Source organism: Terriglobales bacterium (assembly GCA_035561515.1).
Classification (GTDB): domain Bacteria; phylum Acidobacteriota; class Terriglobia; order Terriglobales; family Acidobacteriaceae; genus DATMXP01.
Genome location: DATMXP010000028.1, coordinates 48271 through 75254, shown reverse-complemented (window position 1 = coordinate 75254; position 26984 = coordinate 48271). Strand labels below are relative to the sequence as shown.

The 26984-nt window shown below is 57.2% G+C and carries 18 protein-coding genes; 12 read left to right on the top strand and 6 right to left on the bottom strand.

What is annotated here, in order from left to right; translation table 11 throughout:
• Positions 1–31: 31 nt before the first annotated feature.
• Together VN577_14450 and VN577_14445 are read left to right on the top strand one after the other, a co-directional pair.
• On the top strand, positions 32–349 hold the full coding sequence (locus tag VN577_14450; GenBank protein HWR16026.1) for a PilZ domain-containing protein: 318 nt from the start codon (positions 32–34) through the stop codon (positions 347–349).
• A gap of 8 nt (positions 350–357) precedes the next feature.
• On the top strand, positions 358–1041 hold the full coding sequence (locus VN577_14445) for a response regulator transcription factor (protein ID HWR16025.1): 684 nt from the start codon (positions 358–360) through the stop codon (positions 1039–1041).
• Between the two features lie 64 nt (positions 1042–1105).
• Here the strand turns inward: VN577_14445 and VN577_14440 are convergent, their stop codons facing one another.
• From VN577_14440 to VN577_14420, 5 genes are all read right to left on the bottom strand, one after another.
• A complete protein-coding gene (locus tag VN577_14440) occupies positions 1106–2305 on the bottom strand; it encodes an ATP-binding protein (protein ID HWR16024.1) in 1200 nt (399 codons plus the stop codon).
• 88 nt (positions 2306–2393) lie between these two features.
• Positions 2394–2765, bottom strand: coding sequence for a response regulator (locus VN577_14435; GenBank protein HWR16023.1), 372 nt, complete (start codon positions 2763–2765; stop codon positions 2394–2396).
• A 229-nt stretch (positions 2766–2994) separates the two neighbouring features.
• Positions 2995–4581, bottom strand: a complete 1587-nt coding sequence (pruA, locus tag VN577_14430) for an L-glutamate gamma-semialdehyde dehydrogenase (protein ID HWR16022.1) — start codon at positions 4579–4581, stop codon at positions 2995–2997.
• A gap of 376 nt (positions 4582–4957) precedes the next feature.
• Positions 4958–6898, bottom strand: coding sequence for a hypothetical protein (locus tag VN577_14425; GenBank protein ID HWR16021.1), 1941 nt, complete (start codon positions 6896–6898; stop codon positions 4958–4960).
• 132 nt (positions 6899–7030) lie between these two features.
• Entirely contained in the window at positions 7031–10282 is a 3252-nt protein-coding gene (locus tag VN577_14420; GenBank protein HWR16020.1) for a DUF3857 domain-containing protein, read from the bottom strand.
• A 157-nt stretch (positions 10283–10439) separates the two neighbouring features.
• On the opposite strand from VN577_14420, the gene VN577_14415 reads away from it, so the two are divergent.
• From VN577_14415 to phoU, 9 genes are all read left to right on the top strand, one after another.
• Positions 10440–11123, top strand: a complete 684-nt coding sequence (locus VN577_14415) for a response regulator transcription factor (GenBank protein ID HWR16019.1) — start codon at positions 10440–10442, stop codon at positions 11121–11123.
• Positions 11120–12862, top strand: a complete 1743-nt coding sequence (locus tag VN577_14410; GenBank protein HWR16018.1) for an ATP-binding protein — start codon at positions 11120–11122, stop codon at positions 12860–12862. Before VN577_14415 ends, VN577_14410 begins: the two co-directional genes overlap by 4 nt.
• A gap of 95 nt (positions 12863–12957) precedes the next feature.
• On the top strand, positions 12958–13677 hold the full coding sequence (locus tag VN577_14405) for a PhoU domain-containing protein (protein HWR16017.1): 720 nt from the start codon (positions 12958–12960) through the stop codon (positions 13675–13677).
• 102 nt (positions 13678–13779) lie between these two features.
• Complete coding sequence (gene pstS / locus VN577_14400) at positions 13780–14790, top strand: phosphate ABC transporter substrate-binding protein PstS (GenBank protein ID HWR16016.1); 1011 nt, start codon at positions 13780–13782, stop codon at positions 14788–14790.
• 38 nt (positions 14791–14828) lie between these two features.
• The gene (locus VN577_14395; protein HWR16015.1) at positions 14829–16481 is read left to right on the top strand and encodes a putative porin; all 1653 of its coding nucleotides are present in this window, start codon (positions 14829–14831) and stop codon (positions 16479–16481) included.
• 185 nt (positions 16482–16666) lie between these two features.
• Positions 16667–17626, top strand: coding sequence for a phosphate ABC transporter permease subunit PstC (gene pstC, locus VN577_14390; GenBank protein ID HWR16014.1), 960 nt, complete (start codon positions 16667–16669; stop codon positions 17624–17626).
• Positions 17616–18494, top strand: a complete 879-nt coding sequence (gene pstA / locus VN577_14385; GenBank protein HWR16013.1) for a phosphate ABC transporter permease PstA — start codon at positions 17616–17618, stop codon at positions 18492–18494. Before pstC ends, pstA begins: the two co-directional genes overlap by 11 nt.
• Positions 18495–19250, top strand: a complete 756-nt coding sequence (pstB, locus tag VN577_14380) for a phosphate ABC transporter ATP-binding protein PstB (protein HWR16012.1) — start codon at positions 18495–18497, stop codon at positions 19248–19250. It abuts the gene before it with no gap.
• On the top strand, positions 19250–19936 hold the full coding sequence (gene phoU, locus VN577_14375; protein ID HWR16011.1) for a phosphate signaling complex protein PhoU: 687 nt from the start codon (positions 19250–19252) through the stop codon (positions 19934–19936). The genes pstB and phoU overlap by 1 nt, the downstream gene beginning before the upstream one ends.
• 5 nt (positions 19937–19941) lie before the next feature.
• Here phoU and VN577_14370 read toward each other — a convergent pair whose 3' ends face one another.
• On the bottom strand, positions 19942–23379 hold the full coding sequence (locus VN577_14370; GenBank protein HWR16010.1) for an acyl-[ACP]--phospholipid O-acyltransferase: 3438 nt from the start codon (positions 23377–23379) through the stop codon (positions 19942–19944).
• 421 nt (positions 23380–23800) lie between these two features.
• Here VN577_14370 and VN577_14365 point away from each other — a divergent pair, with 421 nt between their 5' ends.
• The gene (locus VN577_14365; GenBank protein ID HWR16009.1) at positions 23801–26890 is read left to right on the top strand and encodes a TonB-dependent receptor; all 3090 of its coding nucleotides are present in this window, start codon (positions 23801–23803) and stop codon (positions 26888–26890) included.
• Positions 26891–26984 lie beyond the last annotated feature (94 nt).

The window sequence follows — 26984 nt, the reverse complement described above, 5'->3', positions numbered from 1 at the left end:
CTTTTGATTTCCGGGTTAATTTGGAGGAAGCGTGTCCGAGACACGAACAGGGAAGCGGTTCGAGCTAAAGCTGCCAATTTCAATCGAGGCCTCCGACTCGGCTAAGAAACTGGACGGAATTACCGATAATCTAAGTGCGGCTGGTGTGTACCTCCGCGCCAACTCGCAGTTCAAGGTCGGCTCGAAGGTCACCTTCGAAATTACGCTTCCTCGGGACGTGACGGGGGCGGACGTGGACGTGAAGCTGCAATGCCGCGGAACTGTGGTTAGAACTGAATCAGGTAATTCTCCGGATAAAACCGGCGTCGCTTGCGTCATCGACGGTTATGAGTTTGTACGCGCCACTTAGGTCTGCCCATGTTGAAACTTGTAGTTGCTGACAAACAACCTGTGTTCCGAGCCGGTATCGCCAAGGTCTTGGCGGTGGAAGACGAGATGCGCATCGTGGCCCAGGCCCAAACGCCTGACCAACTGCCGATGGCTCTCGAACGCTTCCGCCCCAGCGTGGTGGTTTGCTCGGTGAATTTCTATCCCGATGTGCATTCCCTTGCGCAGGCCGTGGCCAAGGTCAAAGGACGTCTGGTGCTGATCGCCGATTCCGGCGAGAACAACGCGGCCTACCTCAGCGCTGGCGCTCATGGTGTCGTGTATCGCAACGTCACGGGCCCGGCTCTGCTCGACTGCGTTCGCAATGTCGCGCGGGGCGATACTTACGTGCAGGACAACGCTGTCCCCACGGAAGTCAGCGAAAACGATATGGTCGGGGCGCGCGTCGTGGACCGCCTCACCAACAAGGAACTCCGTATCGTCGCCTTGATCGTCCAAGGATATAAGAACAAGGAGATTGCCACCGAACTCGGAACAACCGAGCAGGTGATCAAGAACTATCTCCGCAACGTTTACGACAAGATCGGCGTATCCGATCGACTGGAACTGGCGTTGTTCACCATTCACCATCGCATTCTGGCGGAAGCCGCCGCGGCCACCTCGGCCAGCAGCAGCCTGCCTCCGGACACGACCAAGGCCGCCAGCGTTTCCTAGAACTCGTACTCGCAAGAAAAGCCGGTCCTCCATGGACCGGCTTTTCATTACCTGAACTTCAGGGCTAGGCGCTCTTTCTCTCCTGGTTTTCTTCGCGTTTCGGAAACTGCAGGTCAAATTGCGTTCCTCGACCAGGTTCACTCTGAAACGAAATGTTTCCTCCCAGTTCGAGAAGGATCTTCTGTGCGCCAGAAAGACCCAGCCCCGTTCCCCCGGGCTTCGTCGTGAAATAAGGATTGAAGACTTGCTTGCGGATCTCCGGCAAGATTCCCTGGCCAGTATCTCGCACCCATACGTGAACCGATTTTTCGGAGTCCTCACAGCCAATGAGCAAAGTCCCCCCGTGTGGCATTGCCTGCACGCCATTGATAATTAGGTTCGTGAACACCCGGCGTAGGTCCGCTGGATTGCCGCGAACCTTGGGAAGCTGTTTCAACTCGCGCTGGATGGAAACTCCTGCCGCCTGCCACATGGGACGCGTCAGTTCGATAGCGTCTTCAACTAGCGAGCGCAGGTCCACCTCGCCCGGAACGGACTTTCCACTGAGCAGGTAATCGCGAATACGTGAAATGACTTCGGCGCCGCGCCGGACAGCGTTCTCGATCATGTCCAGAAACACTTTCTGTTCGGTGGCAGGCTTATCCGGAGCCATCTTCAGCACGGCGACAGCCTGGCTGATCGTCTGCAGAGTGTTGTTGAAGTCGTGGGCGATACCCGCCGCGACATGCCCTATCGCTTGGTGGCGATCCGTATCCGCCAGGCGCTGTTGAAGTTGAGTCAACTCCGTGACATCCCGCGCAATAAGAAGTGCGCCTTGCAGCTCACCTTGCTCATTCCGGATGGGATTCGCCGATACCAGCAGGCTGATCGGTTCTCCACTTACCGGATGGCGCACCTCGCGCCGTTCGCCTTGCACCGCTTCTCCGGCCAGTGCGCGCGAAATGATAGGTTTTCGGAACTTTACCAATCTATCCGCTGCTTCGCCGTCCAATCGCCTGGCGAACTCACCCACATTCATGCCCAGCAGTTGCTCGCGCGACAATGCGGAAAGCCGCGAAGCCGTAGCGTTGGCATCGACGATCTTCCCCTTGATGTCCACGATCACCACCGACTCCGGCATGCTGTCCAGAAGGGTGCGGATTTCGATCTGTCGCTTGGGATCCAAAGGCTCGTGCCGGCCCCGGCGTTCCACCAGGACCACACCAGCAATGAACAAGGTGAACCCGCTTTCCAGAACTCCGTTCAGCGGGATGGCAATAGGCATAGGCACACGGTCTCCTGCGCGTGGCGCACAGGCATAGACGAGCGTTCTAAATAGGATGCGGGCTTGCGCCGGAATGGATTGACGGGAATTACTGAGTGGCCGTCCGGCTCTGGGTCTTCAAAAGCTCGTTGACGATGGTGACCAGTTCTTCCGGATTGACGGGCTTCTCCAGGTAAAGATCGGCCAGCGGCTCAGCAGCCTGGAATGCCTCGGCCACGTAGCCCGACACCACCACCACCGGAGTGGTTGAATGATTTTTGGCCGCCTGTACGACCGCACGCCCAATGTCGTCACCAAGGCGCCAATCGGTTACGACGGCATCAAACCCCGCGGCCTCGAGCTTTTCGATGGCCTCATGGGCAGACGTCGCCGCAGTCACAGTGTGACCCGCTGCTTCCAGAATCTTGCATTTCAATGTGACGACCGTGGGCTCGTCGTCCACACACAAGATGCGCGCCATAGGCGTCCTTTGGAGCCGGGGTTAACCCCTGTCCGGCTCGAATTGATTCGATTTTCAGGCCCTTACCGACTTTGTGTCAAATGGGGCCGGGGTAAACAGACCTTTACACCCGACTATGATGCAAGCCAGCAGGAACGTGGCTTTCCGAATTTCATTTTTTGGACAAAAAAGTACCAAAAACAGGGAAGCCCGCCATACCGGCAGGCTCTCCCTGGATCAATCGATGGTCCTACAGCTTCTTTCCTACCGCCTTAGCTTGGGTGAACAGGTACAGGTAGTCCGGTCCGCCGGCCTTCGAATCCGTCCCCGACATGTTGAACCCGCCGAACGGATGCGCGCCCACCATCGCTCCCGTGCACTTGCGGTTCAAGTACAGGTTGCCGACGTGGAACTCCTTCATCGCCCGGTCCAGTTTCTTCTCGTCTTTGCTGTACAAGGCACCGGTCAGGCCGAATTCGGTATCATTCGCGATTTCCAGCGCGTGATCGAAGTTCTTCGACTTGATGATCGCCAGCACGGGTCCGAAGATCTCCTCCTGCTCCAGTTTCGACTTCGCCGGAATATCGGCAAATACCGTCGGCTCGATGTAGTAGCCGTCTTTGCCTTCCACGCGCTTGCCGCCTGCGACCAGGCGTCCATCTTTCTTGCCGTGCTCGATATAGCCCAGGATCGACTTCATCGAACCCTCGTTCACCACTGGGCCCATTCTTACGTTCTCCGTCGGCTCGCCGACCTGAATCGCCTTCACCTTCGGCACCATCTTTTCGATGAACTGGTCGTACACCTTCTCGTTCAGGATCAATCGTGAGCACGCCGAGCACTTCTGTCCCTGGAACCCGAACGCCGAAGCCACCACGCCATCGACTGCTGCGTCGATGTCAGCATCGTCTTCCACGATAATGGCGTCCTTGCCCCCCATTTCGAGGATGGTCCGCTTGATCCAGATCTGCCCCTTCGCCTGTGTGGCCGCCGACTTATTGATGTGCAGCCCAACTTCTCGCGAACCGGTGAACGCGATGAACCGGGTCTTCGGATGCGCAACCAGCGCATCGCCAAATGTGCCTCCACCACCGGGGCAGAAGTTCACCACGCCCGCAGGCATGCCGCACTCCTCCAGGATCGAGAAGAAGAACCGCGCAATTGCCGGAGAATCGCTCGAAGGCTTCAGGATCACCGTATTCCCGCATACGATCGACGCCATCGTCATACCCGCCATAATCGCACCCGGGAAGTTCCACGGCGGAATCACGATCCCGACGCCGAGCGGGATGTACATCAGGGAGTCGCGCTCGCCGGGCAACTGAATCGGCGTTTCGGCCTTGGATAACCGCAATGCTTCGCGGGCATAGAACTCGGCGAAGTCGATCGCCTCCGCCGTATCTGCATCCGCTTCGGCCCAGTTTTTTCCGACTTCAAATACCATCCAGGCGGAGAATTCGTGCTTGCGCTCCCGGATCGTCTTGGCAACGCGCAAGATCAACTCCGCGCGTTCTTCGAACGTCGTCTTGCTCCACGTCTTGAAAGCTTCCTGCGCGGCGTTCATGGCAGGTTCGACGTGCGACTCATCTGCCTTCGAGAACGAAGCAACCACTTCGCTCGGCTTCGCCGGGTTTAAAGACTTAATCTTTCCCGCAGTCTTGACTCTTTTTCCGCCGATCACGAGGTCATAGTCACGGCCAAGTTCGGCTCGAACCTTGGCGATTGCCTCGCGCATGGCACGGGCATTTTCTTCTTTGGTGAAATCGGTCGCTGGCTCGTTGACGAACTTGGTCAGCTTGCCGATAAGTGGCTCGGGAGGCGCTTGAACGGTAGCCATAAGTGCTTATCTCCTATCGATTGCAGGGCTGGGGGCCCAAACCACTCATTTTACACCGCGGATCAGGATCAACAGGAATCGGCTACGACAGGCAGGAAATGCTGGGAAGGGAAGCACGGACGGGTGTTTTGCCCGTCCGCCAAAACTATTTGAAGTTCAACTCGCGATATCGCCGGTCTTCATTCGCTCGGCGCGAACGAATGTAAATGCCGGTGCCGATCGCAGCAATCAAACCGGCCGGCAACAGTGCAATGCTTGGGAGGACAAACGCGAACACTAAATCACCTCGAAACTGGGGTCCCGTACGCCCGGTTTCCCTGTGGCGTACAAATATTCCGATGAGGGTTCCCGCTGTTTTCGATGCCTGATTACACAACTAATCGTAATCTTCGTTCAACGATCTCAGAAAAGCCGCAAGCGCTTTCACATCCTGCTCATCGATAGTGATTCCGTTCAACTCTGGCGCGCCATTTCGCACTTCACCTCTTCGTGCCAGTGCCGAAATACGTATGTAGTAACGCAGAGTGTCTTCGATCGTTTCGAGCCTGCCGCTGTGCATGAACGGACTCGAATCTTCAAGATCGCGTAACGGTGGCGTCCGGAACAATGCGACTGTCTTTGGAAGCGTTACCTTTACATCGCAATTTTCTGCTCCACACATGAGCTTGTTCAACAACGGCTGAGGCTCCGGATAATCGGGATTCGCGAAGATATTCCACATGCCGAGGTCTGCGGCCTTGGGATTCGCCGCGGCTGGAATGGATCGGAACACATCGCTCGCTTTCGGGTGCTGCGGTGTAGCAGGAAGATAACGATCATGCTGCTTCACTCGCTGTTCATACGACGGAATCGCTAGCCTCGCAAAACTGCCTGCGCCATGAAGGGAGTCGTACTCCTCCTGAGACGCACCGCTGTTATGGAACCCTCTATCCGTGAAGTCGGGCGCCGTGTGACAGGATGCGCAATTTCCAACATGCGGAGTCAGGTTGGCCTGTTCTTTCTGCGCCGCCAGTTTGATTTTGCGGCCGTCTTTGCTCCACCCGCCCAGAATCACCATTGAGCATACGACCAGCACAGACATCCACATTGCGGTGCTTCCGCGATTCTTCGACCTGCGCGTGGCAAAACCGAAGAGGACAATGGCTCCCGGGACTGCCAATATCGCCCCGAAATTCGGCTTCTTCGCAGATTGCTTGGCCGACGCCTGCGTGCGAAGGAATATCTTCAGCCCCTCCAGTTCCTCCGGGCCGAAATTGAACTTCTGCTGATGGTACTGGAACCATGTCGCCTGCTCTTCCTGGTCCACGAACTTGGGCTGCTTCAGTTCCTCGACGGCTTTTCTGAGTCTGTCCGTGTACTGGGCGTCCGTTTCACCCTGGTTGGGCTTTTGCGGCAGCCCATTGATTTTCAGAAACATGTCATACGGTGAGCCGTCGTGAATTCCATCGTTAGTTCGCGCAAATTCCAGGCTCGCCAGATATGCGCCGACCAACTTTGCCACCGCATCCAGGATCTGCTGATCGCTGGCGGAACTAACATCAATCGTGTATTCCCGCGGCAGCTTGAAGGAAAAGTGAATGCTCGGATCCGTGCCAGCCAGTATCTTCGTGTACGAACCTCCGTACCGATAGCTGATGATGTCCGATCCGTCGTCTTCGCGTATCACCTTGGCGATATGCGCGATCGCCTCATCCTGCTCGCCCGGAAGCCACCCGAAGTTGCGGCCTGTCATTGTGGATTTCACCAGCGACTCGACATTGGCAAACTCGCCGTCGGCATGAAGTAGCGTCGCACCGTCGCGCGAGATGAACGAATCCACCATGCTCATGGAATTGCGTGGTGTGTTCTTTTTGCCGTCTTCCCGTGCCGGCATCGGGCTGCGCTTCGCGAAATCTGCGTAGGTTCGATTGAAGCCGATTCCTTCGTGGGCGAACTCCGCCACAAAGTGGCAAGAGCGGCAATTAATGGAGCGAGTCTTGAACGGACCGCGCAGCGTACGGCCCTTTACTTCTACCTGGTCGAGCGTGGGTTCACCCTTTTTGAGCGGGTGATTAACGTTCCCGTCGTAGTTCGCCGCGAAGTACTGCGAGAAGCGAGTTTCCATGAACAGACGCTCGCCGATCGCAACCTCCGGAGGGTCGGCTACAGGTCGTATCGATCCCGGCTTGAACGTGGACACGTCCATCGGAGGCATTCGCTTCACGGCGCGTTTGTTCTGCACCACGTGGACCGGACGGATGAAACGGAACTCGTCATCCTGAGCGAATGCGGTCGAAAGAAAAAACAGCAATATGAATGCGGCGTATGCCCTGCTCACACGAATCCCTGCTGCGCGTAAGGGGTTTGATTCCAGCAGACCCGTTCCGAGTTGCAGGCCCGCAGCCCGGAAATTGCGTTTGCCCAGTAAAAAAGCCGCCCGTTCCACCGGGCGGCTTGGTAGCTAAGTGTTCTATTCTGCGCTGATCACATCTTCTGCCGCCAGCAGCGTGAGTGTGCACGACGCGTTCTTGCACGACACTGTCCCGCGGCGAGCCAGCTTCGTCGGAGTCGCGTCGGGGAACTCCACCGGATACTTCAACCCCGCCAGCTTTTGGTCCAGTCCCTTCAACTTGTCGTCTCCACCCAGGAACTTCACGCCTTCCACTTTCCCGGGCGCAAAGACGAACGCGAAGTCAGCCTGTCCATCCTCTTTGCTTACGGCGCCGAGGTCCAACTTCGACGGCTCACCGTATTTCTCCCCCATTTCTTTGATCGTCGCTTCAGCCTTCTTCTTGTCGCCGATCACCGTCAGCAGCTTGTCCCTGGCAGGTGCGTAATATCGCTTCACGCCGGCCGCGGCTGCATACATCTGGATCGCCTTTTCTTTCTGTCCTTCTTTTTCCAGGATCTCGCCGAGGTGATACGCCACTTCGCCGTTCGGTCCGAGCAGCCACGCCGATTCGATGAACTTCTTCGCCTGCGTGACATCACCGCGCCGGAAATGTACCCATCCGAGCGTGTCCCAGTAGGAACTGATTGCGTTCACCCGGCGGTAGTCGTCGATCCGCAACCGCTGGACATCGATATTGCGGAGCTGGGTGGCGATCTCTGTTACCGCAGATTCGGCGTACTGCTGTGCGCGGTCGAGTTGTAGGCTGTGCTGCGCCAACTCGTACGCCACGTTATTCCAGACGGTCGCATTGGCACCGAATTCAACCGCCTTCTCAAAAGCGGCCAGGGCCTTCTCCGGCTCCTTTACTTCCAGGTAGATTTGCCCAAGCGATGCCTGTACCTCCGCGTTGCGCGGCATCAGTTGCGCGGCCTTTTCCATCTCTGGACGCGCTTCCGGGAACCGCCGCAATTGCACCAGCATGCTTGCCAGGCTCAGTTGCGCGGTCGAATCCAGGGGATTGATCTCCACCTGCTTGCGGAATGCCTCGGCTGCCTTTTCGTAATCGTGGTCGAATCCGTACGCGTAGCCGATGCCAGTCCATGCATACTCGTCGTAAGGATTGATCTCCAGCAGCTTTTTGAACGTGGCGATAGCATCTTCCTTCTTCTGCAGGTTCAGATATGCCGCACCCAGTCCGCGATACGCCGCTTTGTTCTTGGGTTCCAGTTCGATGGCGCGCTTATAGGATTCCACGGCGGCCTGGAAGTTCTGGTTCTGTAGCGCAGCGCCACCGGCCGCAATCAGATCATCGGCCTTCAGGTTCGCCGGTAATGTGGCGGCGGATGCTGTTTTCGTCTCAAGCGAGATTTGCTGTGCCTGGTCCGAGAATACGATCCGGCGGAACGCCAGGAAATCACCCAGCCGTTCCTTCGGAAGGTCGCGTTGGTTCAGTACCAGCTTACGTTCGGCGGTGACAATGTTCTTCTCGTTTGCGTACTGGACCGAGTAAGTTCCGTAATCTCGCTTCACGGAAGCTGGCACGGGCATTCCGATCGAGTATTTTTCGGGAACCTCGAGCCGCAGCTTGAAGTCGCACTCGATGGGCGAACCCGTCAGGTCGATCTGGTCCGGTTGATCTTCGTCGTCATCGTCGACCTCCGGGATGCTTACCTGCGGTAGCGGCACCACGATGCTCGGAGTCTTTGACGACCACGCCATATAGTTCGGAATACTCAGCTTGTACTTCAGTTCGAACGGTTTGCTGAAGTCCGCCGGATTGCTGATCGATATGTCGGTAGCATCACCTTTCAAGCCCAGGTTTCCGGCGATGTTTTTCCATTCCGTTTCGGCGGCGTTGCGGAAAGCCGAGCGGAACGTCAATTCGCTGTCGCCGCGGAAGATGAACTTCACGTCCGCATTTAGCGTGCCGATATCGTTAACTTTGCCGTCTACCGTCAGCACCTGCTGATTCGGCACTGGGGATTGCGCCGGAGTTTCTATCACCTGCGCTTTACCTTCCGCCGGAACCCAGAGTGCCTTTTTCTTGCGAAGCTGCCAGCTCAGCAGCCCGAAAGGCGCAACTTCGGCTGTGGTGTCCAGCCAAATCTTGCGATCGCCAAGAGTAACGATGCTGATCACGTGATCGAATTGCGCGGGCGACGGAATATCAGGATCCAGTTGGCGGACCGAATTGATCAGCACCGGATCGGTATGGATTCCGATCGTCTTCAGCATCGCCGAGAGCAGCGTGTGCTTGTCTTTGCAGTCCCCATACTTGTTGGCGAAAATTTCGCCGGCTGCGTGGGGCTGGAATCTTCCTACGCCGAACGAGAGGCTTACATACCGGATCTCCGGGGCAACGTACTCGTAGATCGCCCGGACCTTATCAATCGGATCTTTCTTGTCCTTGGTCAGTTCCAGTGCCTTCGCTTGCAGTTCAGGCGTGGGCTGGATGCGTTCTTTCTGCAGCGGCGCGTACCACTTCCCAAGTTCTTCCCAGCTTTGGAATGTTGTTAGCTGCACTGCCGGCTGATCTTCATTCTTCCGCAGGCGGCGCTTGCGGAACTCCTTGCGCAGTTCCTCGTCCGTCTTCCGCTTCAGGTTCGAAGTTTCCCAGAGATAAATCTTGCGGTCGCCAGAAGTACTGATCTTCGGTTGGTATTCGTCCTCAGTCTTCAGCTTGATCTTGCGGTCTTTCGGGACATTCACCTCGAGCGACTCGTGCAACACGATGATGTTGCGATCGAAGTCGTAGGCAAACCAGAACTGGTTGGGCGCCAGCGCTGTTTCTGTCTTCGTGATGATGCTGTACTGCAGAGTGTCACCCGGCCGCAGCGAAGGCACCGTGATGTGCTTCTGGCGGTAATCGGTGTACATCGGCGCAAAGCGCGCTACGCCGGCGCTTAAATCCTGTACGGCATCCTGGGTGGCAGTGACCACGCTTCCATCCGCCTTCTTTACCCGGACGTATCCGATGTCCATCTTCTCGTTTGCCGAGTTATATCCAAAGACCAGTTGCCCCCACTGTTGCACGCCGGCATCACTTTGGATCTTGATATCGGCCTCGAACGTCTTTGTCCCGGTGCCATCGTTCTCGAACCTCGCAATGTACCGGAAGTCGTTGACGATATAGGGCTCCTGCGAATAATCGACAGGCTTGTTCGTGTCCGCAGGCGGCTTCGTCTGCGGAAGCGGCGTATCGGGCGTTTGTGTGGGTGTTGTGCTATCCGGCAGCGGTGGCGGTGTGATTTGCGCCGAACATAGTATGGAAAGACAGAAGAGCAGGAGGACAAACTTCTTCATGGCGCCAAAGGGCCTTTCAGGAATCATGTATCTACTCATTTTGCACGAATCTGGTCGCCCGCGATATGGGGCAAGTACCTTGGTGCGAGGGATCCCCATGAGGCGCCAAAGAACGATTTCCGTTAATCAAATTTTAACAACCCTGCCCGATGATGTATTGTTCCGGTGAAATCCGCTTAACCCTATGATTCTCATAGTCGAAGACGACCCCGATATATCGCGTCTGATGAAACATCATCTCGAGGGTGCCGGGTTTGAGGTGCGCACTTTCCCCTCCGCTTTCGGAGTCCTGCCGGAAGCCGAAAAGGGTGCCCCCGAAGCATTCCTGCTCGACATCATGATCCCCGGAGGAGACGGCCTTGAGCTTTGCCGCCGTATCCGCCAAAACCCCGCACTGGCAACCATTCCGGTGATTTTTGTTACGGCGAAGACTTCGGAAGCCGACCGAGTCCTTGGGCTGGAACTAGGTGCTGACGACTACATCTCCAAGCCATTTAGCCCTCGCGAACTCGTCGCTCGGGTGAAGGCCGTACTGCGTCGTTTTGAGCGCCCGCTTGCGCCGCAGCTCCTAAAGGCAGGCGACATCGAAATCGACACCGGTGCCATGACCCTCACCGTCCGCGGCAAGAAAATCGGCACCACCGCCACCGAGTTCCGCCTCCTCGACTACCTTGCCCGTCACGCCGGGCGCGTTTTCACCCGGGACCAGTTGCTCGACGCCGTCTGGCGCGACACCCAGTTCGTTACCCCCCGTTCGGTCGATGTCTATGTCCGCCGTATCCGTGAGAAAATCGAGCGTGATCCCGAAAGCCCGCGGATGCTCAAAACCGTTCGTGGAGCGGGCTACCGGTTCGAGGCGCCAAGGTGACACGGCGGATATTCTTCAAGCTTTTCGCCTTCTTCTTCTTGGTGATCGCCGTCGCTGCCGTCACCATCGATTTCACCGTTCGCGAAGCCTGGGAGCAATCGCTCTACCGCAACATCGAGCAGAACCTTTCGGAAAAGGTCGCGATGTTCGCCGAGCGAGTCCGTGCCGCGTCGCCCGAACAATATGGCCAGGTCGCCCGTGACATTTCCATGGCCGCCGCTGCCCGAGCCACCATCATTGATTCTTCCGGCAAAGTCCTCGCCGACTCCGAAGCCAATCCGCAGGAGATGGAGAACCACGCCTCGCGGCAGGAGTTCCTCGCCGCGCTCACCGGGAAAAAAGGTGAAAGCTCCCGCGTCAGCCACACCGTAGGAGTTGAGTTCCTTTACCTCGCCGCTCCCATTCCCAATGGCGCCGTACGTCTCGCATACCCCCTTTCGGAGATCAAGCAGGTCAACTCGCACGTCCGCCGCAGCCTTTTCAAATCAACCGCATTGGCGATGTTCGTTGCGCTCATTCTTGCCGCCATCGCTTCTCGCGTTATCAGCACCCGTTTGCGCTCGATCATGCGCTTCGCCGAGAAGATCGCCGCTGGCGACCTCACCGCGCGCATCGATCCCGGCGACTCCTCCGATGAAATCGCGCAGGTCGCGGCCGCGCTCGACCGCACTGCGCGCCGCCTCGAACAAAGCTTCCAGCAAGTCGAACTCAGTCACAAGGAACTCGAGACTCTCCTCAACAGCATGGAGGAAGGCGTTCTCGCTACCTCGGCTGACCGTCGCGTAATTTGGGCCAACCGCAAGATGCAGCAACTCCTGCCCGCCGGCGTTCGCATCGGCGCACCTTTGGTCGAGACCCTCCGCGACCCCGATCTCCTTCGTGCCGCCGAAGCCGCAGCCACCGCTGAGAACACTCACACCGAACGCATCTCGTGGGCGTCAGCGGGCAAGAGCTTCAGCGTGACGGCCGCCCCCATGCCCGGCGGAGGCGTTGTAGTTGTCCTCTACGATCTCTCGGAAATCGAGCGTCTCGAGAGAACGCGTCGCGACTTCATCGCCAACGTCTCACATGAGCTCCGTACCCCGCTCACTTCGATCCAGGGCTACACCGAGACCCTGCTCGACGGACTCCCCTCCGACCCTAAGACCACCCACGAGTTCCTCGAGATCATTCGCAAAAACGCCGCGCGCATGTCGCGCCTCACCCAGGATCTTCTTACCCTGGCTCGAGTCGAATCCGGCGAACAGAGCTTTCGCTTCGAAGCCGTTCCTGCTTCCTCTCTTCTGCACGATGCCGAGCAGAACCTTCATGATCTCGCCGTCGCCCGCGGCATCTCTCTCCGCGTCGCTTCCAGCACGGAAGAAACCGTTCAGGCTGACCGCGACGCGATTCATCAGGTTTTTACAAACCTCGTGGATAATGCGATCAAGTACGCTCCGGGCGGAACCGAAGTTCTTCTCGGCGCGCGCGTTTCAGATCAGTTTGTTGAGTTCTATGTACAGGATTTCGGGCCCGGCATTCCGTCCGAACATCTCTCACGCCTGTTCGAACGCTTCTATCGCGTCGACAAGGCCCGTTCCGTCGAGTCCGGAGGTACCGGCTTGGGCTTGGCCATCGTGAAACACATCGTTCGCAAGCACGGAGGCACAGTCGCAGCAACCAGTACTTTGAACCGCGGTTCAGAATTCAGCTTCAGACTGCCACTTGCCTTGAAGCCGGCAGAGATGGCTCGTGCATGATTGCCGGTGGAAACTTAACTGGTAGGAAAACTTGCAAACAGCTTCGCGCAACTGATATGGACGCAGTATCCTTGTTGTTGTTCTGATGGAGGCATATGAGCTCCGCTCTCGCCAAGAACCTCAGCAACTCGGCTTACGACCAGATTCTGCAACGTACCCTGCACGCCATTGATGTTGCGAAGTCGGCGGCCGGCGCCTCTGCAGAGGGAATTGCCTCCGGCTCCAGCAACATGCTGGATCGTGTCCGCGGCTTCGAAGACGAACTCGATAATATCGACCGTGAACTTAACGAGGCAGTTACCTCCACTGTTGCCCAGATCACGGACGAAAACCAGACGCGTGAGCTTCTCGCCTGTTTGAAATTCATTCTTGAACTTGAGCGGATTGGCGACCTCCTGCTGAATTTCGCCAATCGGGCCGCCGTCGTTGGCAAGCGCCTCGACTCCGCCGATACCAACGACCTCACCATGATGACTTCCATCCTCGAGAAGATGCTTGGTGACGCCTACCTTGCCTTCTCGAAGCGCGACCTCCAGAAAACTCTTGATATCCTCCGCGCCGATTCCGAACTCGACCGTCTCCGCAACCTGGTCTTCATGCGTCACGTCGAAAACCGTGAAAACCAGCCGCGGCAGGAGAGTTTCCACGTCGTCTTCATGACGCAAACCGTCGAGCGCGCCGGAGACCACGCCAAGAACCTTGCCGAAGAAGTCTGTCAACTTGTTACAGGGCAAGCCATCCGCCACCTGCTGCGCGCAAAGGACAAGCCTTACGAACTCCTGTTCGTGGAGTGGATGCGCAAGCAAGGCAAGTAGCGGCCTGCTCGAACTTCATTCACACAATATTCACAATCCTGTAAACCCGTCGTAACACGCCCGAAATAAAACAAAGGTGAACACCTCATCGGAGGAGCATCAATGCTCAGACGTTTCACCTTTTTGCTGCTGATCGCCACCGCACTGGTCGGAGTCGCGACGGCACAAACCGCACTCAATGGAGCGGGCGCGACCTTCCCTTATCCGATTTACTCGAAGTGGTTTAGCGAATACCGCAAGGCCCATCCCGACGTTCAGATCAACTACCAATCGATCGGCAGCGGCGGTGGCATCCGCCAGTTGTCCACCGGTACCGTGGACTTTGGCGCCAGTGACGGCCCCATGACCGACCAGCAACTCGCCAGCGCCGGTCGCAAGATCTACCACATTCCGACTGTGCTGGGCTCGGTTGTTCCCGCATACAACGTCCCCGGAGTGAAGGGCGACCTGAAGTTCAGCGGCAAGGTTCTCGCCGATATCTTCCTCGGCAAGATCACAACGTGGAACGATCCCGCCATCACGAAGCTGAATCCCGGCGTGTCGCTTCCCAGTACGTCAATCATCGTCGCTCACCGGTCTGACGGCAGCGGAACCACCTTCATTTTCACCGACTACCTCAGCAAGGTCAGCCCCGACTGGGCGAGTGGCCCGAATAAGGGAACCTCGGTGAAGTGGCCAACCGGAATCGGCGCCAAGGGGAACGAAGGCGTTGCGGGTCTCATCCGCCAGATGGAAGGCGCCATCGGTTACATTGAACTCATTTACGCTCTTCAGAACAAGATCAACTACGGCTCGGTTCAGAATTCCGCCGGAACCTTCGTCAAGGCCAGCCTCGCTGCAACCACGGCTGCTGCCGCTACCGTCAAGAGCATGCCCGCCGACTTCCGCGTCTCCATCACCAACGCGCCCGGAAAAGAAGCGTATCCGATCTCCAGCTTTACGTGGCTTCTCATCCCCGCACAGTGGAAAGATGCGAATAAGGGCAAAGTTATGGTCGATTTTCTAAACTGGATGCTCGATAAAGGGCAGCCCATGGCGCAGTCCCTCGATTACGCACCTCTTCCGAAAGAAGTCGCCGATAAAGTTCGCGCCACCATCAAGACCATTAAGTAGCTATTCGTAACGGTTGTTCAGGAGCAGAGGAAAGCTGAATGAAACGCCTATTAACAATTGCGGTGCTCGTTGTTGTGGCGAGCACCTTATGGGGACAAACATCCACGGCGAAGAAGAGGCCTGTTAAGAAAGCAGAGCCCGCCATCACGGCCGAAGACGTCAAGGCCCTTCGCGATGCGCTCGCAGCGCAACAACAGCAGATTGAACAGCTTCGTCAGGAACTGCGTCAGCGCGACGCAGCCTGGCAAGCGGCGCAGCAGCGGCTCGACCAAGCCGCAAATGCCGCGGCGGAAGCCCAAACCAAGGCTGTCGCCGCGCAGAGTGCTGCCGATTCCCAGAAGGAAACTTACGAAAAGCTCTCCAGCGACGTGAAGGACCTTCAGGGCAACATGACCACCGCCGCCGTCAGCACTCAAGAAGATCAGAAGCGTGTGAGTGCCGTCGAAGGTCTGGTCAGTCGATTCAGGTTCAGCGGCGACGTTCGTGTCCGCCAGGAAGATTTCTTCCAGTCCTATAGCAACTGCGGTAGCGCCTGCAATGCAAGAATTCGCGAGCGCATCCGAGTGCGTTTCGGCTTCGAAGGGAAAGCGGGTGAGGATTTCACTGGCGGCATTTTCCTCGCCTCCGGCGCTTTCAGCGACCCCACCTCGACCAACCAGACACTGTCGGATGTATTCGAGCGGAAAACGATCGGCATCGATCGTGCCTATATCAACTACAACCCGTCGGCCGCGAAGTTCCTCACCCTGACCGGCGGCAAGTTTGCCTATACCTGGATTCGAACCCCTGCTTCGTTCGACAACGACCTGAACCCCGAAGGCTTTAGCGAGAAGTTCTCGTTCGACCTCAACTCGCCTTTGCTGAAGAACGTCACGTTCACCGGAATGCAGTTGCTCTTCAACGAAGCGAACCGTCCTTCCTCGTCCACGAGCTGTATCAATGGAATCTGCGCCAACGGCGGCAGCATCACCGGTGGTGATTCCTTCGCGGCCGGCGGACAGGTTTCGGCGAAGCTTCAACTGACGAAGCGCTGGAGCTTGACACCCTCGTACTCGATTCTGAACTGGCGCAACAACGACGTCATTCTTAACGAGAGCGCAGTCGTAAACGGTGGTTCCGCGGGGCAATTTGCACCTAACGGCATTACCAATGCAACCGTCACGCTGGGAACAGCCGGCGGCGTGTCCATTCGTCGCTTCTACTCGAAGTTCCTGTATAGCGACCTCATCCTCGACAACAATATCTCCACTGGCTGGGCGAAACTGCCCACCTGGCGCGTGGTGTTGGAATACCTCAATAACCTGAATGCGCAGGACCATCCTCTTCTGGCGGACGGAACCGTCGCCACAGATCTGGGCAAGCAGTCTCACTATTACAAGGTGGAAACCAGCCTTGGCTCCACCAAGAACAAGGGAGACTTCCAGTTCAATTATGGCTTCTGGCGGCAGGAGCAGGATTCCGTGATTGCCTCCTTCAACGAGTCCGATCAGAGGGCGCCCACGAACATCATCCAACACACCTTCGGACTTCAGTACAAGGTCAGAAACAACACCACTCTGGCCTTTACCCAGTGGATCGGTCGCACCCTGAACTCGAACCTGCAGAACAGGGCGTTGACTCCTGGATTGGCCACTGGCGACAAGGATCCATACCTCAAGCGTATGCAGTTCGACGTTATCTACAGCTTCTAGACTGCAAGTCTCCTCAGCGCCGGCGGAGCCAATCCGCCGGCCTTTTTCTTTTATCCGCGTTTAACAATTCTGTAACACAACTTCCGTAGCCTTAACTTGAGGAAGTTCGATTGAGCACCCCGGGTAACGCGCTGCCAAATCCTGTGTCGCATCCATCCACTCCAGCAGGGAGGATCTCTGCTATTGTGAGAAAGCCTCTTGTAGAGCGCAGTTCTTTCGCGAGCAAGTTTGCGGACAAGATTTTCCTCGTCGTTACGATCATCTGCGCCATTTCCGTCCTTTCGATCGTCGGCCTCATCGCTTACGAACTCTACGTTTCTTCGAAGTTGTCACTGGATGCTTTTGGACTCAAGTTCTTCTATTCCGAGAATTGGGATCCGGTAGCAGGCGACTTCGGGGCATTGCCGTTCATCTACGGCACGCTGGTTTCTTCCTTCCTGGCACTCATTCTGGCGGTCCCGGTTTCACTTGCGGCCGCAGTCTTCATTACGGAAATGTGCCCACGCTGGCTCAGAACTCCGCTGTCATTCCTCATGGAGTTGCTGGCGGCGATTCCCAGCGTCATCTACGGACTCTGGGCAATTTTCGTGCTGGCTCCTTTGCTTCGGCAACACGTGCAACCATTCTTGTCCAAAACACTCGGGTGGGCTGGCCTGTTTAGCGGCCCGCCTTATGGCATCGGCATGCTCGCCGCTGGAATCATTCTGGCGATCATGATTGTTCCGATCATCACCTCAATTTCACGCGATGTGATGAAGGCGGTTCCACAGAACCAGCGAGAAGCTGTGCTGGCATTGGGCGCTACTCGTTGGGAAATGATCCGCACCGGAGTCTTGCGTAACGCTCGCGCGGGTATTGTGGGCGGCATCATCCTCGGACTGGGCCGCGCTCTGGGCGAGACGATGGCCGTCACCATGGTCATCGGCAATCGGCCTGAAATCGCCAAATCCCTGTTTGCCCCCGGCTACACCATGGCCAGCGTTATCGCCAACGAGTTCAGTGAAGCCACGGACAATCTATACGTGAGTGCAATTATTGAAATCGGACTCGCACTCTTCATCGTGACCTTCATCGTGAATGCCATCGCACAGGCTCTGGTCTGGGCCACCACGCGCGGCATGCCAGCGAGGGCTCATGGACAATAAGCTTTCCATGTTCCGCGTTCAGCGGGTCAGTATTCGCCGCCGCTTAACCGACCACGCCGCCACGATCTTCGCCGTTCTTGCTTCCATCGCGATTATTCTGCCGCTGGTTGCCATCTTCGGCTATCTCGTGTTGAAAGGAATAGGCTCCATTAATTGGGCCTTCCTGACGCAGATACCAAAACCCGTGGGTGAAACCGGTGGAGGCATGGCCAATGCGATTGTTGGCTCCGGCGTAATCCTTTTGCTTGCCTCGGTGATCGGAATCCCGCTTGGAATTGGTGCCGGAGTTTATCTGGCTGAGTTCGGCCAGAATAAGTTCGGGAATGCCGTACGTTTCGTCGCGGATGTTCTGAATGGAGTGCCTTCAATCGTTGTCGGCATCGCTGTGTACGGGTTGATCGTGATAAGGCAGAAGCACTTCTCCGCCTTGGCCGGTGGAGTTGCTCTCGGCATCATGATGATCCCTACCGTCTCGCGGGCGACGGAGGAAATGCTGCTCATGGTTCCGCGCAATATCCGCGAAGCGGCATGGGGCCTGGGTGTACCGAACTGGAAGACGACGCTCAGCGTGACGTTGAAGACCGCGCAGGCGGGAGTTATCACTGGCGTCATGCTCGCCTTTGCGCGCGCCGCGGGTGAAACTGCCCCCTTGTTGTTCACCGCCTTTGGGAATCAATTCTGGAATTGGAACGTAAACCAGCCGACGGCAGCTCTGCCCTTGCAGATCTTTGCTTATGCCATTTCGCCCTTTGACGAATGGCACCGTCAGGCATGGGCTGGAGCGCTGGTGCTGATTGTGCTGATTGTGGGCGCGGTCACCGCCGTGCGCATTGCCGCTAGTCGCGGCATGTATCGAGGAGCTTCATAAATGGGTGTAGAAATCAAGGTACGCGATCTCAAGGCCTGGTTCGGCGCGACGGAAGCGCTGCACGGCATCAACATGAGTATCGGTGCCAATCAAGTAACGGCCATCATTGGTCCGTCAGGTTGCGGTAAGTCGACGTTCGTGCGCTGCCTGAACCGCATGCACGAAACTATTCCCGGCGCGACCATGAAAGGCGAGATCATGGTCGGCGATACGGACGTCTACAACACGGCCGCCGTTGACGTTCGCCGCCGCATCGGCATGGTGTTTCAGAAACCGAACCCCTTTCCGACGATGTCCATCTACGACAACGTGGCCGCCGGGCTCAAACTGAACGGCTTCCGCAGCCGCACAAGGTTGGACGAGATCGTCGAGACGTCGCTCCGGCGCGCTGCCTTGTGGGAAGAAGTGAAAGATGTCCTGAAGAAGAAGTCCGGCGCCAGTCTCTCCGGCGGCCAGCAACAGCGTCTCTGTATCGCTCGCGCTTTGGCGGTCGATCCCGAAGTGCTGCTCATGGATGAGCCGGCCTCGGCCCTCGACCCCATTTCGACCAGCAAGATCGAAGAACTCATCGAAGAACTGAAGAAGAACTACACAATCGTCATCGTCACCCACAACATGCAGCAGGCCGCGCGTGTAGCGGGCTATACCGGCTTCTTTCTTCTGGGAAATCTCATAGAATTCGACAAGACGGAAAAGATCTTTACGAATCCTTCCGACAAGCGTACGGAAGACTACATCACCGGAAGGTTTGGATAATGCGTACCCGCTTTCACCAGTCACTCGACGAACTAAAGGAAAAACTGCTGCGCATGGGCGGCATGGCCGAACAGGCTGTCGACCGCGCCAACGAAGCGTACCGCCGTCGCGATGTCGCTCTCTGCCGGCGTGTTCTCGATGCGGAGCACTCCATCAACATCATGGAACGCGAGATCGATGAGCTCGCCCTCGACCTGCTCGCGATGCAGCAACCCATGGCCGTGGACCTCCGCTTCATCGTGGCCGTCGTGAAGATTAATGCCGATCTCGAACGTGTCGGCGATCAAGCCGTCAACGTCGTGCAGCGTGTGCTCGAGCTTGCTAAGCTCCCGGAGGTCGACCTCTCGGTTGACATCCCGAAAGTCGCCGACACCGCTGCCAAGATGGTTCGCATCGCTCTCGAGTCGTTCATTTACGCCCGTGCTGACGTTGCCGAAACGGTCCTGAAACTCGACGACGAACTTGACGAACTCAACGCGCAGACGTACCACGCCATGCTCAACCTGATGCAGAAGTCGCCCGAACTCACACCGCAGGCGCTGAATGCTCTTCTGATTTCCCGGAACTTGGAGCGCGTAGGAGATCACGCCACCAACATCGCCGAAGACGTCATCTTCTGGGTGCGCGGCGCCGACGTTCGCCATCACTTCGACGCCGCACCCTCCACCGACGCCAAAGCGGACTGAGCTCGCTAAACGATCGCCTCGGAATTCGTCATTTCCGCGGCGATCCTCTTCAAGCCCTGCAAATCCATTTTCCCCGTTCCCAGATAGGGGAGATGTTCGACGCGGAAAAACTGGTTCGGGCGCGGCTTCCATAGCGGCGGTAAGTTCGTCGTCGCAAGTTTCTCCAGCACCTCCGTCAGCTTCTGTTCAGGAAGCGTATGCAGCACCACCAGCCTTTCGCCCTTCTTTTCGTCGGGCACGCTCGTCACCGCAAACGTCTGCTCCGAAAGCCCCGCCGCTTTGTGAAGCTCTTCTTCTACTTTGACGTGGGGAACCATCTCTCCGCCGATCTTCGAGAAGCGGCTCAACCTGTCCGCAATCACCAGGAAGCCATCTTCGTCCAGTGTTGCGATATCGCCGGTGTTATACCAGCCGTCTTGTAACACCTCAGCCGTTTTGTCCGGGCGCCCAAGGTACCCTTGCATGATGTTCGGTCCCTTAACCATCAGCAGCCCCGACTCGCCAAGTACCACCGGTTCCATCGTCTCAGGATTCACGATTCTCACCGCAACCCCGGGCAGCGGATGCCCGATATGCCCTCTCTTCACGCCGATCTGCCGAATCCCGCGCTTGCGATAATCTCGCGTGTTGACCGCCACCACCGGCGCGCACTCCGTGCAGCCATAGCCTTCTAGCGGACGTATCTTGAACTGCTCCTCGAAGGCGATCGCCTGGCGGTCGGTCAACTTTTCTGCGCCCACGATCACATATTGAAGCGACTTGAACTGCTCAGACGTGCACCGCCGCATATACGTCTGCAAAAACGTCGGGGTTGCTACCATGAACGTTAGCTTGTACTTTTCGACAAGCTCTCCAATAGCCTTCGCGTCCAGCGGATTCGGATAGTACACCGCTCCTACCCCCAGCACCACCGGCAGCCAGATCGTCACCGTGTAGCCGAACGCATGGAAGAAGGGAAGTATCCCCAGCACCTTGTCATGCCTGTTCAGCATGAACAGCTGGCCCATCTGGCGGCAATTCGCGCCGACGTTGTAGTGCGTCAGCATCACGCCCTTGGGTTCACCCGTGCTCCCACTCGAGAAGATGACCGTGATCAACTCATCGACGTCCGCTTTTTTCTCGCGCCCGAGCGTCTTTTCCAGCACCCTCACCGGTACCAGCCACGTTAACGCCAGCGCGATCAACTTGTCCTTGAGCTTCGGATTCGCCGCTAGGTCCTCCAGGATGATGACCTCTCCCGGTGGCTTCAGGTGCGGTAACTTCTCCAGGAACGCTCTCGACGTCACCACCGTCTTCAATCCGGCCTGTTTCGCCGACAACTCAATTACCTCGTTCGACGCCGTGTAGTTCAAGTTGATCGGCGCTTTCCCCATCATGGACGCCGCGTAGTTTACCGCCGCGCCTGCTACCGACGGCGGCAACAAGACCCCGACCATCTCCTGCCCAGCCCACAGATTCTTCAGCTTCCGGCCGAGGAAAATCGTGCGCGTCAGCAGTGTGCCGAAGTTCACTCGTTCCACGCGCATATCCGCCATGGCAAAGCGAAGTGGATGTCTCCGCGCCCTCTTCACGAACCACCAGTGCAGTGGACGCATCAACTTCTTCCGTTGTGCGTACGCCGTGGTGCTTACGTCCTGCACGGCCTGCCTCACATCGAACGCCGACGAACGTGGCGGCAACGGTTTGCCAAATGTAACCGTTACCGGATTCAGCATCTGTTGGGGTACACGCCACCAGAAGCGCCCTCGCTCAAAGCTCAGCAGCGACCCCGAGGTGTCATCCAGGTATACCGGTACGATCGGCGCCGTCGATCCCTTGATGATCCTGCTCAACCCTCCGCGGAATGGCAGCAGATGCCCCACCCTCGTGATCTGCCCCTCTGCGAAGATGCACACCACTTCGCCGTTCTTCAGCGCGTCGCTTGCCTTCTGCAGTGACTGCACTACCTCCCTCGGCCGCGACTTCGCAGAAATCGGGATCGCTCCCATGATCTTCGCAATCGGCTTGACAATCGGATGGTCGTAAATGTCTTTGAAGATCACGAACCGTATGATCCTGTCCGTGGAGGCAATCAGTAGCAGCGTATCCACGAACGACATGTGGTTCGACACGAAGAGTGCGCCGCCCTTATCCGGTACATTCTCCCGTCCCACGATCTTGATTCGGTATACCGTGTGCGTTAGCACCCAAAGCAGGAATCGCACCAGCGCTTCCGGAAGCAGTATCAGGGCATATACCGTGGCGGCCAACGTCAGCACGCCGGAAACGATGAAAACCCCCCGCGGCCCGATCCCAAACTGGATCGTGAGCATGTAATACAGCGCGGAGCCGGCGAAGACCGCCGCGAAGGAGTAGAGATTGGCCGCCGCGATGATCGCTCCACGCCGCCGTTCATCCGAACGGTGCTGGATCATCGCTGACAACGGCACAATGAAAATGCCGGCGAAGAACCCCAGTACTCCCAGCCTCATCCCCAATGCCCACGCGTCAGGCATTTCGGCCGCCATCGTTGCCACGGCGCAGGTGGCGCCAATCGTCCCCAGCGGTACCAGGCCATGCTCAATCTTGTTGTTCGATACGTATCCCGCCAGCGCGCTTCCGGACCCCACGCCGATCGCCAGCGCCGCCAGCAGCAATGCGCTTGTTCCCTCGCTTAGCCCCAGCAACTTCGTGCCGTAGACAATCGTGTTCAGTTGCAGAATCGTGCCGAGGAAGTAAAAGTAAGCGCATCCCAACACCGCCAGCAGTAGGCCTCGGTCCGCGCGAATCTCCAGCACGCGGTCCCGCAATTCTTTCGCCGGGTTCCATGGGAATCTTCGGCTCTCATCCGCTGCCTTCACCTTCGGAATGAACAGGCTGATGACCGTCCCAGTAGCCGCGAATGCCATCAGCAGGCCGGCGCCCCACAACTGACGCTCAAGGAAACGTTGCGCGATCCACGCTCCCGTCCACGAGCCTGTCACGATGGCGCTGAACATCGATACCTGCAAAATGCCATTGGCTTGCGATAGTCTCGACTCCGGCAACAGTTCCGGCAGAATTCCGTACTTCGACGGACCAAACACCGCCGCGCCGGACCTGATCATCAGCGCCGCCAGGATTGCCAGGGGAACGTTGTTCACCACAATCGCCAGCGCCACCAGGGCCGTGAATATCAGTTCGGCCAGCTTGGTGCCGATCGTTACGTTTCTTTTGCTGAACCGGTCCGCCAGGAAGCCGCCCGGTGTCGAGAAGAAGAGGAAAGGAACTGCGAAAAGCGCCCCCACTAGGATCGCCGATCGCTCTCGCCCCAGTTCGCGCATGGCCGACCCCACCAGCAGCACCAGTACCAATGTCTTAAGCGCGTACTCGCTGAACGCACTCTGAAAAACGGTCAGTGTTAGAGCCCATATCTGGCCCAGCGACCGCGGTCGTGCTGAACCGTAACTGGTTGGGTTCGCCATGTTGTTTATTTTTGGGCGGCGCCCAATTGTAAGAAATTGCTTTGCAACGCGCCACACACCACAGAACCCCTTCTGGTCTCGTTCATTGCGTGCAAAAACTGGGTCCGCCACGCGAGGTGATCCCCCGGAAAAAAAGCGAATTCGCGATTCCCAAAAGGGGAGAGTGCCAAAAATCATATAGGCCCCTTTTAGCGCCTTCCAAAAACCATAAGTAACGCGTAAAGCTGGGACGAAATCGTCATGTAAGTTGTTGATTTTGCTACTCAACACGGCATTTAGCACTCTGGTCACAAGAATGCTTCTACTTGTCCCAGTAGCACCAGAGTCTTCCGGGGATGATCTCAAAAAGAGACGTTCCAAAGTTTTACCGCTAAACTATGGGGGTTAAAAAGTGAAAAGTTTATCGCTAAAGAAATGCGCAGTGGTTCTTTCACTGCTTTGCGCATTTCTCGTGATATGCAGCCTGCCGGTCCTTTCTCAGGAACGGTTCGGCAACGTGACTGGCGTGGTCACAGACGCCAGCGGTGCCGTCGTTCCCGACGTGACCGTCACAGTCACTAATAAATCTACAAACCGTGTCTTCACCGCGAAGACCCGTAATGACGGCACCTTCAACGCCAATGATCTGGAACCCGGACGCTACTCGCTCCTCTTCCAGAAGACTGGCTTCAGCCGTTATGAAGTTCCCGACGTGATGGTCATGGTCGGAAGAACCGTCAACGTCCAGGCCCAGTTAAAGGTCGGCGGCGTCGATCAGAAGGTGGAAGTCGTGGAAGCGGCTCCCGTGATTGACACCAGCAGCAACATCATCGCCACCAACGTCACGGTGGAAGAACTCGACCGTATTCCCAAAGGCCGCAGCTTTGAAGGCGTCGCCGTTCTGGCTCCTTCGGTCAACACCGGCTTCGCGGACGGCGGCTACCAGATCAACGGTGCTTCCGCTGCTGAAAACGCCTACTACGTAGACGGCGTTGCAACCAACTCCGTCATCGACGGTTCGGCTCGTCAGGGTTCGACCTTCGACTACCTACAGGAAGTCCAGGTTAAGACGACTGGTCTCGATGCCGAATACGGTGGCGCACTCGGTGGTGTGGTCAGCGCTATCACCAAGTCCGGTGGTAACGAGTTCCACGGCGACCTCCACTACTACTACTATGGCAATAAGCTAAACGCAGCACCGACAGAACGCCTCGCGGTCAGCCGTACCACAGCGACGCCCGGTCCGTATCCAATGGCGTACTTCCAGGATGGCAAGTGGAAGAACGATAACCACGAGTTCGGTGGTTCGATCGGCGGTCCAATCCTTAAGGACAAGCTGTGGTTCTATACTGCCGCCTCGCCTCGCTGGCAGAGCCGCACCAATTATTACCAGTTCACGGATACGTTTGGCCCCATGAGCCGCAGCTTCAACCAGCAAAACTGGTTTAACAAGGTCTCTTGGGATCCGATCAGCCGTATCCGCACCAACTTCACTTTCTTGTATACGCCCCAGACTTTGAAGGGCTCTCTTTACGGTTACAACGAGTTTGGCCCCAACGGCGTGGCTCGCGATTACGAGACCGCAAAATTGGACGGCAATCTCGGTTCCCGTCAGTTTGAAAACAGCTACACCGGCCAGGTTGACATCACCCTCACCAACAGCACTCTGCTCAGCGTTAAGGGTGGTCGCTACTACTTGAACTACAAAGACACCGGTGTGGATTTCACCCGTCGTTGGGTCTGGAGTGGTTCCTCCCAAGGCCTCGCTGGTGTTCCGCCGTCCCTGCAGCAGCCCGATGGGTTTGCAACTCCCACGGCGGCGCAGACCGCGCACGACCTCACGACTCGTACCTACGTTCAGGCTGATCTGTCGCAGGTTGTCCGCTTCGCAGGCCAGCACAACTTCAAGTTTGGATTCGGCACGCAGAAGAGCGTTAACAACGTTCTCGATAGCTCGGCTCCAGACGGACTGATCACCCTCTTCTGGGCACAGCAGTGCGAAATCTGCGTCTCTGCTGGTGGCCAGGCTGGTGCGACGCCCTACGGCTATTACACCGTGGATGACCTCGGAACCATTGGTACCGCCGGTTCTTCCATCACCCATTTCTATGTGCAGGACTCCTGGAAGATCGGTGGTCGCCTGACCATCAACGCCGGCTTCCGCACTGAGAAAGAACTCATCCCGTCGTTCCGCCCTGACATCAAGAAGTATGCAATTGAGTTCGGGTATGGCGACAAGCTGGCTCCTCGTATTGGCGGCAGCTTCGACCTCCTCGGCAACGGAAAGGTGAAAATCTCTGCTGGCTGGGGCCGTTACTTCGATTGGACCAAGTACGATCTGCCTCGCGGAACCTTCGGTGCTGATCGCTGGTGGACGTTCTACCGCACCATCGATGATCCGAACCAGATCAGCAGCATCAGCCTTGGCAACCTGCCCGGCACCAACCTCTGGGTGGAAGATCACCAGGATTGGCGCTTGCCCGGTTTCGATACTCTCGATCCTGGCGTGAAGCCGATGAGCTCGGATGCAATGAACGCTGGTGTTGAATGGGAATTCCGGAACAACATGGTCTTCACCGGCCGGTATGTCCGCACCCATCTCAACCGTACCATTGAAGATATGGGCGTTCTCGTCAACGGTTCTGAATCTTACTTCTACGGCAACCCCGGAGAAGGTCAGAACACTGAAGCTCCGTCCTGCTATGTGGGCGGCGTTCCGACTTGCACAATTCCGATGCCGAAAGCCCGCCGTGACTACGACGCGATGGAACTCTCCGTCAACAAGCGTTTCGGTGGTGGCTGGCTCGGCAACGTAAGCTACGTTTACAGCCGCCTGTACGGTAACTACTCGGGTCTGCAGAGCACGGACGAAATCCTGCCCAGCACCTACGGAGCTGCGTACAGTGGCAACCAGGCGTTCGCCGGACAGACCTATCGTCCGGGTGGAAACGCGAACCGCTACTTCGATCTTGATCAGGCTTTCGTTGACTCTCACGGAAATACGGACATCCTCGGCAGACTGCCCACGGACCGTCCGCACGTCCTGAAGTTCTACGGCGCCAAGCAGTTCAAGTTCGGTACCGAAGTCGGCGGCTTCTTCCGCGTCCAGAGCGGTACCCCGATCACGACCCAGGTCTATACCACTCAGGGTATTCCGATCTATGTCGAAGGTCGCGGTGATCTCGGCCGTGAGCCGGTCTTCAGCCAGACTGACCTGCTCGTAGCCCACAACTTCAAAGTTGGCGAAAAGAAGGCTCTGCGGTTCGAAATGAACATCCAGAACCTCTTCAACCAGAAAACGAACATTTACACCTACCAGTTCTACAACCGTCGCGATCATCGTTCGTCCACCGGTCTCCGTGTGACCAACGGTGTCGTGCCCGACTTCCGGAACGGTTTCGATTGGCAGGGCTTGCTGACCAGCCAGGCGGCTACTCGTGGACAGATCGTGGATAGAGATCCTCGCTACGGTCAGCCTGCCGAGTTCAACCCCGGCTTCAATGCTCGTTTCCAGGTGAAGTTCACCTTCTAAACAACTTGCCTCCGGGCTTAGGGGCTGCTTCGGCAGCCCCTTTCTTATTGCCGTGTTCAGTCGCTACCCATGCGCTTCGCGGTCCCGATTCGGG

What these genes read in the sequence shown, in the direction of transcription:
- VN577_14420 (HWR16020.1), bottom strand. Translation starts at nt 10,282, where the DNA reads ATGATTCCTGAAAGGCCCTTTGGCGCCATGAAGAAGTTTGTCCTCCTG.
- VN577_14440 (HWR16024.1), bottom strand. Translation starts at nt 2,305, where the DNA reads ATGCCTATTGCCATCCCGCTGAACGGAGTTCTGGAAAGCGGGTTCACC.
- pstA (HWR16013.1), top strand. Translation starts at nt 17,616, where the DNA reads ATGGACAATAAGCTTTCCATGTTCCGCGTTCAGCGGGTCAGTATTCGC.
- VN577_14370 (HWR16010.1), bottom strand. Translation starts at nt 23,379, where the DNA reads ATGGCGAACCCAACCAGTTACGGTTCAGCACGACCGCGGTCGCTGGGC.
- pruA (HWR16022.1), bottom strand. Translation starts at nt 4,581, where the DNA reads ATGGCTACCGTTCAAGCGCCTCCCGAGCCACTTATCGGCAAGCTGACC.
- VN577_14435 (HWR16023.1), bottom strand. Translation starts at nt 2,765, where the DNA reads ATGGCGCGCATCTTGTGTGTGGACGACGAGCCCACGGTCGTCACATTG.
- VN577_14445 (HWR16025.1), top strand. Translation starts at nt 358, where the DNA reads ATGTTGAAACTTGTAGTTGCTGACAAACAACCTGTGTTCCGAGCCGGT.
- pstB (HWR16012.1), top strand. Translation starts at nt 18,495, where the DNA reads ATGGGTGTAGAAATCAAGGTACGCGATCTCAAGGCCTGGTTCGGCGCG.
- pstS (HWR16016.1), top strand. Translation starts at nt 13,780, where the DNA reads ATGCTCAGACGTTTCACCTTTTTGCTGCTGATCGCCACCGCACTGGTC.
- VN577_14405 (HWR16017.1), top strand. Translation starts at nt 12,958, where the DNA reads ATGAGCTCCGCTCTCGCCAAGAACCTCAGCAACTCGGCTTACGACCAG.
- VN577_14415 (HWR16019.1), top strand. Translation starts at nt 10,440, where the DNA reads ATGATTCTCATAGTCGAAGACGACCCCGATATATCGCGTCTGATGAAA.
- phoU (HWR16011.1), top strand. Translation starts at nt 19,250, where the DNA reads ATGCGTACCCGCTTTCACCAGTCACTCGACGAACTAAAGGAAAAACTG.
- VN577_14395 (HWR16015.1), top strand. Translation starts at nt 14,829, where the DNA reads ATGAAACGCCTATTAACAATTGCGGTGCTCGTTGTTGTGGCGAGCACC.